Source organism: Paenibacillus sp. NPDC056579 (assembly GCF_042793215.1).
In the GTDB taxonomy this organism is placed as follows: Bacteria; Bacillota; Bacilli; order Paenibacillales; family NBRC-103111; genus Paenibacillus_S.
The window spans coordinates 1,108,680-1,125,518 of the sequence record NZ_JBHTVD010000002.1 but is presented as its reverse complement, the minus strand read 5'-3'; the positions used below and the strand labels follow the sequence as shown (position 1 = coordinate 1,125,518).

The 16,839-nt window shown below is 49.2% G+C and carries 11 protein-coding genes; 4 read left to right on the top strand and 7 right to left on the bottom strand.

Annotated features, from left to right (window positions below; translation table 11 throughout):
* Nucleotides 1–13: 13 nt before the first annotated feature.
* From ACFQ88_RS12350 to ACFQ88_RS12340, 3 genes are all read right to left on the bottom strand, one after another.
* A complete protein-coding gene (locus tag ACFQ88_RS12350; RefSeq protein WP_379454336.1) occupies nt 14–559 on the bottom strand; it encodes a GNAT family N-acetyltransferase in 546 nt (181 codons plus the stop codon).
* A gap of 13 nt (nt 560–572) precedes the next feature.
* Nucleotides 573–1,208, bottom strand: coding sequence for a VC0807 family protein (locus tag ACFQ88_RS12345; RefSeq protein WP_379454335.1), 636 nt, complete (start codon nt 1,206–1,208; stop codon nt 573–575).
* Nucleotides 1,209–1,512: 304 nt separating this feature from the next.
* Nucleotides 1,513–2,862 carry an ABC transporter substrate-binding protein gene (locus ACFQ88_RS12340; RefSeq protein WP_379454334.1) on the bottom strand — a complete coding sequence of 450 codons (1,350 nt, stop codon included), beginning with the start codon at nt 2,860–2,862 and terminating at the stop codon, nt 1,513–1,515.
* Between the two features lie 541 nt (nt 2,863–3,403).
* On the opposite strand from ACFQ88_RS12340, the gene ACFQ88_RS12335 reads away from it, so the two are divergent.
* Nucleotides 3,404–4,165 carry a DeoR/GlpR family DNA-binding transcription regulator gene (locus tag ACFQ88_RS12335; protein WP_239633837.1) on the top strand — a complete coding sequence of 254 codons (762 nt, stop codon included), beginning with the start codon at nt 3,404–3,406 and terminating at the stop codon, nt 4,163–4,165.
* A gap of 395 nt (nt 4,166–4,560) precedes the next feature.
* On the top strand, nt 4,561–5,502 hold the full coding sequence (locus ACFQ88_RS12330) for an endonuclease/exonuclease/phosphatase family protein (protein WP_379454333.1): 942 nt from the start codon (nt 4,561–4,563) through the stop codon (nt 5,500–5,502).
* Nucleotides 5,503–5,633: 131 nt separating this feature from the next.
* On the opposite strand, the gene ACFQ88_RS12325 is transcribed toward ACFQ88_RS12330, so the two are convergent.
* Nucleotides 5,634–6,230 (bottom strand): biotin transporter BioY, encoded by a 597-nt coding sequence (locus ACFQ88_RS12325; RefSeq protein ID WP_379454332.1) that lies wholly within the window; start codon nt 6,228–6,230, stop codon nt 5,634–5,636.
* Between the two features lie 90 nt (nt 6,231–6,320).
* On the opposite strand from ACFQ88_RS12325, the gene ACFQ88_RS12320 reads away from it, so the two are divergent.
* Together ACFQ88_RS12320 and ACFQ88_RS12315 are read left to right on the top strand one after the other, a co-directional pair.
* Complete coding sequence (locus ACFQ88_RS12320) at nt 6,321–7,145, top strand: energy-coupling factor ABC transporter ATP-binding protein (RefSeq protein ID WP_379454331.1); 825 nt, start codon at nt 6,321–6,323, stop codon at nt 7,143–7,145.
* Nucleotides 7,142–8,920: an ATP-binding cassette domain-containing protein gene (locus tag ACFQ88_RS12315; RefSeq protein WP_379454330.1), complete on the top strand. Its 1,779-nt coding sequence runs from the start codon at nt 7,142–7,144 to the stop codon at nt 8,918–8,920. Before ACFQ88_RS12320 ends, ACFQ88_RS12315 begins: the two co-directional genes overlap by 4 nt.
* A gap of 78 nt (nt 8,921–8,998) precedes the next feature.
* Here ACFQ88_RS12315 and ACFQ88_RS12310 read toward each other — a convergent pair whose 3' ends face one another.
* The 3 genes from ACFQ88_RS12310 to ACFQ88_RS12300 all read right to left on the bottom strand — a co-directional run bounded on the left by ACFQ88_RS12310 (nt 8,999) and on the right by ACFQ88_RS12300 (nt 16,815).
* Nucleotides 8,999–15,007 (bottom strand): Ig-like domain-containing protein, encoded by a 6,009-nt coding sequence (locus ACFQ88_RS12310; RefSeq protein WP_379454329.1) that lies wholly within the window; start codon nt 15,005–15,007, stop codon nt 8,999–9,001.
* Nucleotides 15,008–15,179: 172 nt separating this feature from the next.
* On the bottom strand, nt 15,180–15,965 hold the full coding sequence (cobA, locus tag ACFQ88_RS12305) for a uroporphyrinogen-III C-methyltransferase (RefSeq protein WP_239633831.1): 786 nt from the start codon (nt 15,963–15,965) through the stop codon (nt 15,180–15,182).
* A gap of 28 nt (nt 15,966–15,993) precedes the next feature.
* Complete coding sequence (locus tag ACFQ88_RS12300; RefSeq protein ID WP_379454328.1) at nt 15,994–16,815, bottom strand: formate/nitrite transporter family protein; 822 nt, start codon at nt 16,813–16,815, stop codon at nt 15,994–15,996.
* Nucleotides 16,816–16,839 lie beyond the last annotated feature (24 nt).

Below are 16,839 nucleotides of genomic sequence, written 5' to 3'. Positions count from 1 at the left end.
AGCCTTGCCCTGTTCACGGGCAAAGCTCTGAAACTAACTTCTCATAGCAGCGAAACGGGTATTTGCGGAACGGATAGCGGATTTCGCCGACCGCGGCGTAGCCTGCTTTTTCGTACATTGCAATGGCAGCTTCATTCGCCGTGTAAGCATCGAAGCGGATGCTGGTATACTCCGACTCCACCGCGAAGGCTTCGGCGAATCGGAGCAGCTTCTTTCCGATACCGTGGCTCTGGTATGCCGGATGCACCGCCAGCCGGTGAATCACCATCGCACGGCCCCATCCGTCCCGCCACGGCAGCCCGGCAAACTCCGGGCCTTGCTCATCGTTCAGGGCAACGACCCCGATCCATTTGCCTTCCGCACGGATGCCGTAAAGATGGCCGTTGTGCAGATCCGCTGCGAATAAAGGCTGTGTCGGATAGTAGCGATCCCACTGATCGCTGCCGTTTTGCTGCATATGCCGAGTGACCTCTTCATACAGCGTCGTAACGGCTTCAAGCTCCGTTTCCTCCAGCTTCACTACCTCTTCATCGGACAGCTTCTTGTTGATTGTAGTCATGTCCACTCCCCCATTATTTGCAGAGCATCGTGCTTTTGATTTCCATCAGCCGGACCTTGGAACGTCTCCGGTACAGCACGGTCCAGCCTATGGCAGCACCGATGAAACAATAAAATACGATATTGGAAATGGCAAGGAATTGCTCGGTCGTCAATTCATAGACAAGAGTAATCCGAACGGCTGCCTCAACAAGCAGCATCATGCCCCATACGATGGTCATCAATCGAATCACATAGCGGAAGTAAGGGATTTGCCAATTGTCGGCAAAATTCGATTTCTCGGAACCGTCTTTTGACGAAAAACGCATGGCCAAATGGTAGATCAGCGGCCGGGGGAACAGCAAGGATACCAGGAATAGCGCTCCGACGGCTGCAGTTACAAACGATTCTCGTATGAGAAGTAGCTTCTCGTCGCCTCCAAGCAGTACCATGCCGAGTCCGAGAAGGAACGTGAACAGCATCATGCCTCCAAACACATCCAGCTTCTTGTGACGGGCCAAATGCAGAAGATTGTCTGCCATCGGGACGATGGTGGCGATGGACAGCGCGGCAAAGCTCGACATGTTTCCCGACAGCCATACATATAACAGGTAGGGCACGGCACCGTTAATTATCAATGTGATCAAAATACTGCGAAGCACTTTGGACATAGGGAGTTCCTCCTCAAATTCATTCTATCAATTACGAGTTGTAAAAAATTGCCCGGGAAATGGTTAGGCTCAACTATTATTATTCGATTCACAGACCGTCGGTTTGTTTTATGAACTCAGTTTAAATTACAGACCGTCGGTTTGTCAATGGTTTTTTTCCTTCTTTTTCTAGCTATTCAGAGCCTGCTGATCGATAATACTCCTTGGTGTATGTATTGTCTACGCCTGACTTAACACAAAGAAGGCTGCCCTTTATTCAGGACAGCCTTACCTTAAAGCCTGAGGAGAATTGCTCCCGTCAGTTTCACTTGCTGTTTTTCATCTCTTGAATATATTTATCGGCCTTCTCGTTCGATTCCCGAAGCGCCGTATTAATATCTTTTCCTTCATTCACCATCGATTTGATGCCTTCTTTTAGAAATCCGTACGATTTCACATCATATGCAGTCGCTTCCGGCAGCGGAGCCGGTTTTACGGCGAAAATACCCTGCAAGTTTTTCCCGTCATACAGCTTGGCGTCGGCTGCGAACTGCTTCCGGATCGCCGGGTCGCTTAGAGCGGACAGCCGGCTTCCCGTTTTGTTCATGGCGAGCTGGGCTTCGTTCGTAATCAATGCTTGAATGGCGGCAAATGCAGCCTTCTTGTTATTGCTGGTAGGCGGAATCATCGCCAGATGGAAGTCGATCTCTCTGCCGAGACCCGGACGGTCATCGAACGACGGGAACGACACGACATCCCAGTTGAAGTCTTTGCCCGGCTCCTTCAGTTGAGGCAAGCGTGCGGTTAGGGCAGAAATCCAATACGGGAACATGGCTACCTTCTGATCCTTCAGGAAAGCGTCGATACCGTATGTATATTTCTTATTCGAGTCTACGACTCCCCGGATATCGTACAATTGCTGGTAGATGCCGAATACTTTTTTGTATCCGTCGCTGGTCAGAACGGCCTTCTCCTGCTTCTCGTCCACTACCGGGAGCGAATAAGCCCGCGTCAGCAGCGGAGGGTCCTGCAAATCGATACCTATATATTGGGTCCCTTGATCGGCCCGGGTCACTTGGCGGGCCAAATCAAGAATTTGGTTCCACGTCATGCCGTCCTTCGGATACGGAACACCGAATTTATCGAATATGTCCTTATTATATGCCACCACACCATAATTCATCGCGTAGGGGATACCGAACATTTCGCCGTTTTTCCCGAATTTTTTCATTACATTGATCGTTTCGGGTTCAAAGCGGTTCAAGTCGACATTTTGACTTTTGATCCATTGGTTCAAGTCGCTTCCAAGTCCCATCTGCAGTACATCGTGCAAATAATAGTTACTCGTTGCAATAATGTCGGGCACCTCGCCGGCGGCGATCATTTTGTCCAGATTCGTGCCTTTAATCAGCTCGATCGTAATATTAGGATATTTGGCTTTCACCGGGTTTCCGATCAAGGTTTCCAAATCGGCATCGTTCAAAATACCTGCGTTGTGTGAGTAAAACCGCAATGTGACCGGTTCATTATTGTAGAGCTCCTCCTTGACCGGTTTGGGTGTCTCCGTATTGTTCGCGGTGGTCCCTGCTCCTCCACCCGAGCTGCAGCCGGCAAGAAGCGTACCTCCCAACATCGTCGTAGCAACCGCCAGTAAAGCCGCTTTCTTTGTTCTCATAACAGCACTCCCATTAAACATATTTTGATGTGAAACAGCCTAATGAAATCAAACTTGCCTCTTGATCGAATATGCCTATGCTGACTTATTAAGCTGATTGGCTCCTCGAGTGACGTTTTCCATGAATCGGCATTACGTTGGTACAAATGTAAGCGTAACCATTTCGGAATGCTTCACTGCCTTTTCCGTCTTAACCCCGCAGCACTGCGATTGTTATTGTGTGGCTGCTGCTGTATCATGGCAGCTGGTCGTTTATTCTTATCTCCATTTAAGCCTGCTTCCTGCGTGTTCACTGCTCGATTGTTGCGCAATGCACCCCCTATATCATGCGCGTTATTGTGTTAAAATTGTTTGTTTATGCGCGGTTACTTTCATCTTACCCAGCCTGTTATATACTGTCAATACAGTCAAATGTTAAGATTTTCTTGACACAAGCCTCTTTTGCTCATAATCTAAATTTAGGCCAATTTTCTAAAAAAAAGATAATGCGCACAGATGAACTTTTTCATGCATATACATCACCATTTTACGGAGGGACTCCATGTTAGCAGCCGAACGCAAATTGCGGATAGTCGAGTTTGTCAAGGAAAAGCAGGTTGCTACCGTTGCCGCCTTGGCCAAGGAATTTCAAGTTCACGAGGCGACGATACGGCGCGATTTGGCCGAAATTGAGCAGGAAGGCTTGTTGAAACGAACTCACGGCGGGGTCATCGTAGATAAAGGAGCGAATATCGAGCCATCCTTCTCCGAGAGGGTCAGCGATCAGCTGGAGCAGAAAATCCGAATCGGAAAAAAGGCCGCATCCATGATCGAAGACGGCGACCACGTGATCATCGACTCGGGTACGACAACGATCCATATTGCTCAGGCTTTGGCAAACCGCACGAATATTACCGTCGTAACGAACGATATGAACGTAGCGGCAGAGCTCAGGGACTTTACCGGCGTAACGGTCATTGTTACCGGCGGCACGCTGTACCACTCCAGCTTCATGCTGAACGGGATGTACACCGACGACGTGCTGCAGAAGATTCATGTGCAAAAAGCTTTTATCGGCACGCCGGCTATTCACCCCGTGCATGGTCTCACGCACCCGGAAGCGCAGCTCGTCCCTACCAAGCAAGGCATGATCCGCGCCGCTCAGGAAATTATCGTGGTGGCGGACGACACGAAGATCGGCAAAGTCTCTTTGCATACCGTCACCCCTATTACCAGCATTCACACGTTCATAACCGGCTCCGAGGCATCCGACTCGCAGATCAAGCTGTTTCGGGATGCAGGGGTTCAGCTCGTTACGGTTTGAATAAGTTTAGATTTCCCTCTTATCAGTTTCGATGCGAAAAACAGCGGCAGTCTTGGACGAAATAAGTCCCGGATTGCCGTTTTTTTTACAATCGGTCGCTCATCTATGAGAGGCCTCGATACAGGTTTTCTCACCACAATAGAATTTATAAGATTCCGAGGTCATCGGATGTAAAAATTCTATTTGGCGATAAAAACAACCTCTTAACGCGGTCGCTCCTCTGTGAAAGGACGTCGATAGACGTTTTTCTCATTGCGCTATAGCTCCTCACGTGATAAATGTCTAATTTCGCTGCGCCCCCCATACCATCAGCCCATCCACTAATGACTAGTTGAACATATAGTAAATCATCATTATCCAGAAAGTAGTGATTTATTTTGAAGCCTCTTTCATTCATGACGTGGAATATTTATATCGGCGCGGAGCTGACACCCCTGCTAACGGCAACGGCTCCCGACCAAATTCCGGAGCGTGTCACAGAAGTTTTCCAGCAGTTTCTCGCTACTAATTTCCCGTTACGCGCGAAGGCTCTCGCCCGCCAAATTGCCCTTAAAGCCCCCGATATTATCGGATTGCAGGAGGTCGCGAAATGGGAGTTGATTCCGCCTAATTCGAGCAAGGTCGTGTACAACTTTTTGACCATTTTACTTCGTGAATTAAGACGCAAAGGAATGCGGTATACCGTAGCGGCGCAAAACCGGAACTTATCGGCGGCTCTGCCAAGCAGCTCCGGGAACCTGATTCGTTTAACGGACCGAGATGTCATTTTAGTTCGCAAGACAAGGAGATTCAAGGTAGTCCGAAAGCAGGAAGCCAACTTCAAGACCAATGTGGAGATAGATGTCGGGGGGCAGACGATTCCCATCTTAAGAGGCTGGTCGGCCATTGATGTAAAGGTTCGGCGCGGCATATTCCGACTCATCAATACTCATCTCGAACCCGATTCTCCAGAGGTACAGGTCGCTCAAGCAAACGAGCTGCTTACAGGTCCGGCTGCAGCCAAACGTCCGGTTATATTGCTGGGAGACTTTAATTCGAACGCCGATGGCAGCGGAACAGCAACCTACGGCAATCTCACTTCCGCAGGCTTTCAGGATGCATGGACGCATGTCGGCAAGGGCAACGGATTTACTTGCTGCCAAGATGCCGATTTGTTAAACGCCGTGTCTCATTTGAACAGGAGAATCGATTTGATTTTGTTCAAGAAAAGAAGCAACTGGAAGGCTGTTAAAGCTGCGGTAGTAGGAGAAGCCCAACGCGACCGAACCCGAACAAGACTATGGCCGTCCGATCATGCGGGCGTGACCGCAAAATTAAAGATTAGAAACTGCAAATAACGAATGAATCGACCTTTGCTCATACGGAGCCTCTCAGAAGAGCTCTTTTTTGTCTGTTTACTTCGAAGTATCCATTGGACGAAAAAGGGAGCTGCACATATTGGAATGTACAGCTCCTTTTTGCATGCTTTTTAAGAGTTCAACGTTTGACTAGCCGTCTTGCCCCCTGTTATCCTCGAAATCGGAAATACCTGCCGCACAGGGATAAGAATAATGGCGGCAAGCGCTGCTTTCACCGCATCTCCGGGCAAGTATGGATAGCAGCCTAATACCATCGCTTTCTGCAAAGATACTCCCGCTTTATGTGCCAGCCAAGGAACACCCGTTATGTACAGCAGCAAGGAGCCGAAAACTTCCATGATAATGAAAACGAGTACTAAGGATACGAGGCTTCTGCCTTTGACTCGCTGCACGAACCAACCGATCAGCAATGCCGCGAATGGATACATCCAAATAAAACCTCCGGTCGGGCCTAACAGCAGTGTTAATCCGCCGCTACCGTGAAGCAGAGGAATACCGAGTGCGGTTAACACAACGACAAGCGCAATGCTGCAAAACCCGTACAATGGCCCTAAAATAGCTCCGGCTAGCATAACAGCCAAATTTTGCAATGAGATCGGAACCGGAGTAAAACCTAAATGAATGTTCAAATAGCTGGATGCGACAAACAGCGCTCCGAATAGCGCACTGAACGCCATGCCTCTTACTGAAATTTTTTTCATTGCCATAGCTCCTTTTATTTGTTAACCTAATATCGTTATTCGAAGTTGACAATTGCATTCTAGCACAAACCATTCGGTTAGAAAAGAGAAATTTGTATGAGTACAAATGACATTCTGAAGCTGAGTCAGGCGGCCCTGACATTGGATACGGCGGATGGGCCCCGAACCGTACTGCATCCGGTTGACCTTCAAATACATGAAGGCGAGTGGATCGCGTTGGTCGGATCCAACGGCTGCGGCAAAAGCACCCTTGCTAAAGTCATGGCCGGATTGCAGCCCCCTACATACGGAACCGTTTCATTAACGGCTGAAGATCAGCCGCCGGTTCAGCTTGTATTTCAAAATCCCGACACCTCTATCATTGGGGAAACGGTGTATGAGGACTTGTGCTTCGTCATGGAGAACTACGGCGTAAGCGAGGAGCAAATGCCGGCCAGAGCTGCGGAAGCTCTGGATAAAGTAGGGCTTGCCAACCGCATCCATGCCCCTGCCTCAACCTTATCAGGCGGGCAAAAGCAGCTGCTCGCCATCGCAGGCTGTCTGGTTGTGGAGCCGGCCATATATATTTTCGACGAAGCGACTTCCATGCTGGATCCGATGTCGCGGCAAACGATCCTGTCTATTGCAGGAAAGCTGCACAGGGAAGGCAAAACGATCATCTGGATTACACAGCTTCTCGATGAATTGGCGGAGACCGATCGGGTCGTCGGCATGGAGGACGGCCGTCTTGTCTTCGACGGAACGCCGCGCGAATTTTTCTTCCAGCGTCCGCAATCCGGTGAACGGAGCAGCTGCGAGCAGCTTGGCTTTACGCCGCCTTATACCGTCCGGGTTGTACAGCAGCTGTTCGAGCAGGGATACATACTGAACCCTCCTCCGCTTACTCCCGAGGAGCTGAGCAAGGCGGTGAGCGAGCTGTGAGAATCGTCATGGAGCATGTCAGCGTTACGGCGGGCAAAACCGGAAGTACACCCATTCTGCGCGACATCAGTCACGAATTCGAGCAAGGGAGCGTTACGCTGGTTGTCGGCCGGACCGGCTCCGGCAAGAGCACGCTGCTGCACATACTCTCCGGGCTTCTGCCCATAAATGCGGGTGCTATCCGATACGGGAACAAGCTGCTGTGGGACGGGAATCGGGTCAACGAGGCTCTGCTGCTGCAGTCCGGCAACGTATTCCAATATCCGGAGCGGCAGCTGTTCGCGGATAGCGTCCGCAAGGAATTCGCCTATTCCTTGCGGCCATTCCGGCTGAAGCGGCAAGCGGCCGAAGACAGAGTGCGCGAAACCGTCCGGCAGTTGGAGCTGCCGGAGTCGATCGTTCAAGAGTCGGTGTTCACCCTTTCCGACGGGTGGAAACGAAAAGCGGCTCTGGCTACGACTCTCGCAACCCGGCCTGCCTGGCTGCTGTTGGACGAGCCTACGGCAGGCATCGATCCTCAAGGGATTCCTCCGCTGCTCCGTGCCGTCAGAGAGCATCGGGAGCAATCCGGAGGAGGCGTCGTCATTGCCAGCCACGATCTCGACGCCTTTCTTCCGGTAGCTGATCGTGTAGTCGTGATGCGGGACGGCTGCATCCGCGCCGTCTTTGCTCCGGAGGAGCTGCACGATTATTCGGACGTGCTGCTGGAAGCTCATGTCGGGCTGCCGGCATCAGCCGTGATTGCCCGGGAGCTGCAGCAGAACGGAATCGTCGTTGCAGGCTCTCCGCTGACACCAGAGGCAACGGCAAGTGCCATTGTTCAAGCCCTGCGGCAGAAGAAGTTTCCAAACCCCGTTCGGGCGAATGAATCGGAATTGGATGTAAAATCCAATGATGGCGTGACAGAGAGCCGATGCATGGCCGAAAACATTGCTGCTAAAGAGACTAATCCTGAAGATCCTGCATGTACAGCCGAAACCATCCTACCGCCGGCTAAAACCGACCTTCTTCAGCTGCACCCTATCGCCAAATGGTTGTTCTATATGGCTGTATCGGCGGGCATGCTGCTGCAGAATGGATGGATCGGCATTGCTCTTTCGGCCGTACTGGCCTTCGCAATGATAAGGATTTCCGGCGCTTCCTATCGGACAGTCAGCCGGGCAAGCAAAGCATTCTTTCTCTTCATTGTTATTTCGAGCCTTATATCCGGGTTACAAATTACCGTCGGCGATTCGTGGTGGTCCTGGAAGGAAGTATCCTTCTCTTTCCCATCGGCATCTCGTACGTTTCAACAGCTGGTTGTATTTCTGATCGTGCTGGTGGCAGGTGTGGCCTTCCTGGTCACGACCAATGCTTCGGCGATGCAGCGGGGGCTGGAGCAAGCCTTATCACCTCTGGAACGGTTCCTGCGCATTCCCATATCGATCTTTACGTTCTCGGCATCGCTACTGCTGAGATTCATTCCCCTGATCGGCAAGGATATGGATCGAATGTCGCTTATCGTAAAATCGAGGGGCAAGTCGAATGTGAAGCCCGGTTCTATAAGATTGAGAGATACTCCCGGATTTATGATCCCGCTTCTATTATCTATGATGAAGCAGGCTGAGGATATGGCACTAGTCCTGGAAGCCAGAGGGTATAAATTCAAACGGAGCGGTCCCTCTGCTCGTCCATCGCTTGCTTTCACCCGCAACGATTGGCTTGCCGTCGGTGCAGGAGCTGTTCTATTGATTTTGTTCATTGTGATCCGTGAAATAGCAAAAACATCCGGTTAAGCTTAAAGGGCTTAGACCGGATGTTTTTGGTATGAAAAAAGTCTCCCGGATGTGACCGGGAGACCATGTTGTAATCCATTATGGATTGGGCTTTACATAAATTCGAACAGGGTCGCTCTCCGCTTTGCCGATAGCGTCTGCAGTAATGCTTATTTCTTGGTTAAGAGGGAAATTGGGGTAGTATGAAAGATTCACGTATGCGTTCCCCCAATAATCTGAAATTAGCTGATAATATTTTCCGGCTGGGGTGTATATGGTAATCATAGTAAATGGTTCGGTTTTAACATTTAAACTGCTAAAACTTTGGTACACGCTTCCCGTAACCGTCGGTAGCGATGTCTTTCCGGAAACAGGCTTTACGGTAAGAATGGCCGGATCGCTTTCAGACGATCCTTCTGGTTTGGAGGTTACCGCCACTTGAGTTCCTAGTGAAAAATCTCCAAAGTAAATTCCATAATAAGTACCATTAAAGCCATCATGATATTGCGGGTAAATCATTGCACCTTCCGACATTGTTTTAAACTTAAGATTATTATAGGGGTCAATAGTCCAGGTGATGTTAATACCATCTTCATACACTGCCCCATTCACGGTTGGTATAGCTGCTTTTGGAGATTTCACAACTTGAATAGTATACGGCAAGCTTTCTTTTTTATCTGGAACCTTTGCTAATAGTCTCAACGTCCCATCTAGGGGTATCCAGCTTTCAGAAATATACAATGTAAACTGCCCGTCATTTTGCGCCCGGCTATTGGTTGTTTCCTGTCCGGAAGCGTTTATTAATCTGACCTGTGCATTTGGTTCCGCATAACCGGTGATAGTGCGCGATTCGGAATAAATTACTCCATTTATTGTAGGTATATTCGTTAGAGGAGCTTCCAAAACCGGAATGAGGGATGGAATGCTCTCTTTTTTATCAGGAACTTTGGCAATAAGATAGATCTTGTCATTCGTAGGTAGAGTACCCCATACATACAAAGTAAAGTGCCCAAGAGAACCCGCATAACTCGAATCATACAATTTCTGTCCCATAGAGTTTACGATCTTAACCAACGCACCTGCCTCAGCAATACCACTAATGGTATACGATTCCGAATTTACAGTACCCGTTACACTAGGAGTCTTGGTCAGTGGTGCTTCCTGAACGATCATAGGGGATGGCAGGCTTTCTTTCTTCCCTTTTACTTTTGCTGTTACTAGGATCTTTTCTCCTGCAACCAGCTGTTGGCCATCATACGAAATGGAATTAGGATCTCCAGAGTAGCCAACGTATCCCTGCCCAATCATTTTACCGTCTTGTTTTTTCAAGAATATGGTTGATTCTTTTTCCGCAGATACCGTCACACTTCTACCCGGAATATCGTAAACGGCACCTGTTACAGACGGTGTATCAGTATAAGGCGAAGGAAGGATGTCAACTGGTGTTTTAGAACTTATTTGCATGCCGCTAATCTTATTCTGAATATAGAGTTGCGTTCCTTCTTTCAACGGGCCGATGATTATGAAATCTGCAGTATTTACCCCTAATTGTATCTTATAAAATGGATCAGCAATTACATAGCCTTCGTCATCTGATATGATAACCATTCCCGGTTGATCGGTTTGAACACGAACAAATTCACTCTCACTATATACGCTGCCTACTACTACAGGAGCTTTACCAACCTTACTCTTTTCTACAATCACACTTACTTTAGTACTTTCGCCTTTTCCGACTTCACTAATTCTAACAGACAATGTTTCGTTTTCACGGAGCGGCCGGTAAAATTCATCGATGAGGAAGCTTCCATAACGATAGTTTCCGGCTCCAATGACCAATCCATCCTGTCCGCGAATAACAGCCCGATAGTACCCCTCCTGCTGCATTCGAACGGTTATCGAACGAGTGTCTTCATAGAGTGTTGACAGATTCGTCGGACTCAGGCTAGTACCTTGAACCGGTTGAACGGTGACAGATATCGGATCACTTAACAGCTTGCCATACTCTTGTACGTATACATTCAAATGTTTCGAGAACCGAAAACTGTTTGTCAAAAACGCGTTGCTTGAATACGCAGCAACAACGTGACCTAAGTCATCCTTAATTACTATTCGGATAATTCCTGAATTTGGTTTTATAACTGCCCCGTTCTCATAAAACATAGAATCCGGCATGATGCTAGCCGTTTTTGTGATATTGTTCGGCACTTTTGCATACAAACTATCCGTTTGGTTATCTCGTACTGCAGTAAACTCCAGTTCATCTCCCGCGTTAAGCTCTATCAGTTTTTCTATAGGGACGTCATATTGGAAGCTAGTATTGCTGTTGCTTACCGGTCCGAGAATAACTTTCCCATCTTTCACCTTTTTGACCAGTAAAGTTGAACTAACTGCAGTGTTACCTCTGATTTTCATCTGGTATCCATCAAACTCAATGCTCGCATTCTTAATCAAAGGTGAATTTGTTTCCGATTTTATCGATACATATATAGGATCACTAACGGAACGGTCCTCTAATTTTGCAGTAATATAGATAAAATCATTTGTTTTCAGTGCTAACCATTCTGAGATCTCAAGATCAACTCTGGTCTCATTCGCTTTCAATATAATTTCTGCAATGGATACGCCTGCTGATGTTGTAACAGTAAGCTTTCTATCGGCAGGCCAAGGCCGGAAGATTAGAATACCACCTGAAGGGTAAATCTGCTCGACTTCTATCTCTGGCTTTTGAGTCTGGGTCGTTGGTGTCTCTACGTCGGTAAAGCCCCGTTTACGTCTTTGCACACTAACCGGCACGGGTTCGCTCTCGCTTTTGCCATATTCAAATGTGGTCACGTACAATGTTTCCACAGGAGCATTGGGATCATGACTGTAGGAATATGAGAATAGCCAATAATCGCCTACAGAGACATACAATCTTGCATCAGCATAGTACAATAGATTTCCTTGTCTATCTTTGATGTGAACGATGGCATCGTTCGAAGTCACCCCCTTGACTTCCCATTCTGTTGTCCAATTCTTAGAGTTTTCTTTATAAACATATGGCTTGGAAGATGGCTCGGTTCCTGTTATAACCGTCTCCGTTATCTCTGAAGCCGATTTCCCCGGGGACTTGGCAATAATTCGAACCTGATCTCCAGCTTTTTGGCCCATAAGGCGGAAGCGATAGACAACCGTCGATTCGTTTGTGTAAATGACTTCTTTGTCGAGCTGCTCCACATTATTGGCAGCAATAGTTACATCTGCGCGCCGTTCCGCTTCCACTTGCAGGTAAGAATCTCCTTCATAGAGACCCCCAAGAATAGCGGGCTTATCGGTCTTACCTTCATACGCCTTCACCGTTTTCGTAACGGCACCGCTCGGCTTCTTGCCATTGCTTCTACTGATTAATTGGAGCTGCTGACCAATAGTTAACGGAATATCTACAGAGATCGATTCGGAGATAGATCCACCACCGCCTCCTACTACGATTCCTCCACCTCCACCACTACTGCCTTGATTGCTATCGAAGGTGGGATAGCTGCCCGAATAATAGTGATTCCCCTCATAAAACTTAGCATCCAGCACCGTGCCGTCAGCAAGCTGCAGCCAAACAACGGACGGCTCAAAGGTAAATACTTGCAGAGTAGATGTACCCTCGTATATCTCTTCAATCAATTCCGGCATGGCCGTAATGACGGTCGGTGCATTCGCTCGCTGGACCGTAACGGTTGCTGCGGCGCTCGGAAGCTTACCGCTTCCTTCGGCCACGACAAACAGCTGCTCGTTACTTGTCAGCTGCTTGCGCAGCGGCACAACGAGGCTGCCGTCGTTACGGGCAGTCCCTTTGCCCGCCAGTCCGCCTTGCTGATCCGTTACAACCACTTTGGCGTTGGCTTCCGTCATTACCGTTATCCAGGCTGCATCCGAGTAGACGCTACTGAGCACGGTTGGCGTATTCGTAGGCTCGGTTCCCGAGGATGGCAAAGCTTTTATCGTAATGCTAAAGAGCTTATAAACGGATATACCTTTGCTGGATAGGGTTGCCGTAAGCTTCACAACATGATCGGCTTCGCCGGCTGCCGGACGTGTTACGATACCTGCCAGGGTCAAGTATTGGGAATCGCTTAGTTCCCAGCTAATCGAGCTATTACCTACCCCTGAGGTCGGTAGCGTAATATTTTGCGTCACATGATCCGCCGTATCTCCCGGCTTATACATGATTTGCAAAAGCTGCTTTGCCTCCTCAAGAGCCGCCTTTGCTGAATCAAGCTCCTTTTCCTTGAGCTTTGGATAATTAGAGATATCGCTCTCTGTCGCCCCCAGATCGTATGCAGCTGTAATCATCCGGTAAATTCTTTGGATAAGCTGCTCCAGCTCGGAGGAATATTCTTTACTATCGCCAATGGAATCTATTGTCGCAATAATTTTGGCGACCGTTGATTTTTTCAACGCTTCCCTGACAGCGGCATCCGCTTCGATGTGACTGGAACCGGTATACTCCGCTGCAGTCTTGGTGAACGATTCTGGCTTTCCTTCCAGCTTGATAATTGCATTGTCCAGGCTCAATAAGGATATCGTATCGGTCTGAATGTTAGCCGTCACACCATGCACGTTAGCGAAATTTACGATTCCGTAGCTACCTCTTCCTGCTAACGCTACGTGTATTCCATTCTGAGATACGGATACAGATTGAATGGAATTGTTCTCGGCCACATTAAGGCTTGCGTTTGACTTCAAGCTTACCCTTTGGATACTGGATGATTTGCCGCTGGAGGTTGAACCAACCGATAATCGTACGCCCGTAGCATCAACGCTTACTTCTCCGTTGAATGTCCCTCTTAACGTAACGGTCTGATTAGCCGCTCCCTGTGTAATTCGGATCGCTCCCAAACTTCCCGCTTCCTGTTCAACTACCGCTTGGGAGTCTATCTCCGTGTTTGTGAAGGAGGTACCATCCAAAGATAAGATCCGAACTCCACTCGTTTGTTGATTCGCTTTTACCAAAAGCACATCGGATCGAACATTCCTTACTCTTATCGTATTGGCAGAGCCCGAGCGAACCTCGATTTTGGCCGCGGTTACGTTTTGCAGCGTTACTTCTCCGTTAGCCCCAGGATTAACGACCAGGGTACCGGAAACCTTCACACCTTCTTGTCCATCGGAAGGCCCATAGGTACCGGAGGAGGTTATAGCAGCATCTCCATTGATCGTACCTGGCTTATTAAGCGGGGAACCAGCGGAATTTCCTCCTCCAGAGCTGGAGCCTCCACCACCGCCACCGCCTCCACCTGCACAGCAGATGATTGGCGTTTCTTCTTTCTTGACTTCTTCTTCTTCTTCTTTAACCGGTTCTGCAACGAGCTTTTGTGCAGCATCGACGTACTGCTGGCGTTTCGTATGGAACTCATAAGCGAGTCTTGCCAACGCTTGTCTTTGCGCTGCGGCAGAAGGCTCAAACCGCAGACTCCCGTTACCGTTATCTATCCCTTGAACAAAGCCGATTTGATTGGCTAACCAGACGCTTGGCTTTGCCCAGTCAGCGATCTGCTCCCAGTCGGTGAAAGCTGCTTTACTCGAACTCGAGGCCTTGTCCAACACAGACTGCAATCCCATAGCCCGCAGGAAAAAGACGACCAATTGCTCCCGCGTCACCTTCTCAGCCGGAGAAAATGCATTCTCCGACGTGCCTTCCGTTATTCCGGATATAACAAGTGCTCCGACAAATCCCCGATACCAGCTGTCCTGCGCGATATCTTGGAAGCGATCAGCCCCCTGCGGCTCCTCCTTGAGTCCTAAGGAGAGTACAATAATTTTGGCAAGCTCGGCCCGAGTCATCGACTGTTCCGGCGCGAACCGTCCTTCCCCGTAACCTGATACAATACCGGCTTCGTACAGCGCTACAATTTCTTTTGCCGCATAAGACCCGCTAATGTCAGTTAGTCCCGTATCGGCGGCACTTTCTTTCGGCGTACCGGTCACTTGCCCTTCCGCAGAGCTGCCCGGCATTTCCGCCGCGAATGCGCGGTTCCCCCCGGAATCCGTCACACCCCAAAAAGCCAGCAGCAGCTGAGACAATAGCATCGTACCTACCAGCAATTTGGAAATCTCTCTTCGAAGCTCTCCCACTCGTTTCTACCTCCACAATTAATAGGAATAAATTCCACACTTTTCCCATTGTACTGTAAATTCATCCAAATATCTTCTATATTTTTCTAAAGAAATTGAGAAAAAAGACCTAGCAATACATTCTATCAAAAAGAATGTACCGCAAGGTCTTCGTGTCACTGTACATACTAGATCAAACAACGGTTTCAACCCGCTCCAAGCCTTCCTCCGCAAACCAAGCCAGCTTATCCCTTAAGCGAACCACCTCTCCTATTAAAATGATCGCTGGGTTCGGAATGCTGTGCTCTTGCACGATCCGGGCAATCGTATCGAGTGCCCCGGTGACCGTTCTCTGCTTGCCGCTGGTCCCCCAAGATACGACGGCAACCGGAGTAGCGGCACTTTTTCCATAGCTGATAAGCTGTTCGCACAAGTAGGCGATATTGCTCATGCCCATATAAAAAGCAATCGTGTCCGTACCCGTAGCCAGTGCATGCCACTTCTCCGGAGGAATCGTATCGTCCTGGCATAAATGGCCGGTCACCATCGTGAACGTCGTAGCGACCTTGCGCTGCGTAACCGGAATGCCGGCATAGGCAGGCGCTGCAATACCCGACGTAATGCCCGGTACGATCTCGAACGGAATCCCGTGGTCGACCAGCGTTTCCGCCTCTTCCCCTACTCGGCCGAATACACAGGGATCCCCGCCCTTCAGCCGTGCCACGGTTTTCCCTTCCAGCGCCTTCGCCACGAGCAGCTCATTGATTTGTTCCTGTGGGATCACATGATGATTGGGGGTCTTGCCGCAATATATGAATTCCGCATCGGGACGAGCATGCTTCAGCAGCTCGGGATTGGCCAAACGGTCGTACACGATAACCTCGGATGTCTGAATGCACCGTAATCCTTTGACCGTTATCAGATCGGGGTCACCCGGTCCTGCTCCTATAAAAAACACCTTGCCTCTACTCGTCTCCATACGGTTTCACCTCAACTTGTAATATGCATTAAGCCGCCTTGGATTGATTGGATAAGGCTGCGGCGTCCTTTTTCCTATGGGTAAAATACAGGAACAATCCCGTAAACAAGACGCCTCCGACAAAATTGCCGAGCAGTACCGGCAGCTGATTCCACAGCCACCAGCCTCCGAAGGTGACATTGGCGCCGTACATCATTCCTGCCGGAATGACGAACATATTGACTACAGCATGCTCGAAGCCCTGGGCGAAAAACGTGAGGATCGGCAGCCACATGGCGGCAATCTTGCCCATGGTCGACTGGGAGGTCATGGCCATGACAGCTCCGAGGGTCACCATCCAGTTGCATAGCACCGCTTTGGCAAATACGGCGACCATACCGTCCATACCGATGCTGGAGTAACCGTTCGTTTTCGTTTCGGCTGTTTTTATAATCGTTTGAATGACCGCATTGTCGCCGATATGCCCATAATTGGTAACCGCCGCATAAAAGAGCAGAGCGTAGGCGATACAGCCGAGAAGATGACCGACAATCACCCACAAAAAATTGTTCAGCATCTTCCCTACCGATACGCGCTTGTTAAGTACGGCTAAAGGGATGAGTGCGAAGCTGCCGGTTACAAGCTCGAGCCCGAGCAGGACAATCATGACGAAGCCTACCGGGAACACGAGGGCTCCTACGAGCCCCAGTTTGGTTTGTGCCGTAGCGGTAAACGCCAATGTCGTGGCAAAGGCCAATATCGCGCCTCCCAGAAATCCCCGGATCAATAAATCTTTTATAGATAATTGCGCTTTGTTTACACCGGATTGGATCATTTGTTCCAGCACTTGCTCCGGTTTTACATAATCCATGGTACTCAGCTCCTTTCCACGGAC

Bases quoted from the DNA above. Each gene is read 5' to 3' on its own strand.
- ACFQ88_RS12330 (WP_379454333.1), top strand. From the start codon at position 4,561: ATGACGTGGAATATTTATATCGGCGCGGAGCTGACACCCCTGCTAACG.
- ACFQ88_RS12335 (WP_239633837.1), top strand. From the start codon at position 3,404: ATGTTAGCAGCCGAACGCAAATTGCGGATAGTCGAGTTTGTCAAGGAA.
- ACFQ88_RS12300 (WP_379454328.1), bottom strand. From the start codon at position 16,815: ATGGATTATGTAAAACCGGAGCAAGTGCTGGAACAAATGATCCAATCC.
- ACFQ88_RS12350 (WP_379454336.1), bottom strand. From the start codon at position 559: ATGACTACAATCAACAAGAAGCTGTCCGATGAAGAGGTAGTGAAGCTG.
- ACFQ88_RS12320 (WP_379454331.1), top strand. From the start codon at position 6,321: ATGAGTACAAATGACATTCTGAAGCTGAGTCAGGCGGCCCTGACATTG.
- ACFQ88_RS12340 (WP_379454334.1), bottom strand. From the start codon at position 2,862: ATGAGAACAAAGAAAGCGGCTTTACTGGCGGTTGCTACGACGATGTTG.
- ACFQ88_RS12345 (WP_379454335.1), bottom strand. From the start codon at position 1,208: ATGTCCAAAGTGCTTCGCAGTATTTTGATCACATTGATAATTAACGGT.
- ACFQ88_RS12325 (WP_379454332.1), bottom strand. From the start codon at position 6,230: ATGGCAATGAAAAAAATTTCAGTAAGAGGCATGGCGTTCAGTGCGCTA.
- cobA (WP_239633831.1), bottom strand. From the start codon at position 15,965: ATGGAGACGAGTAGAGGCAAGGTGTTTTTTATAGGAGCAGGACCGGGT.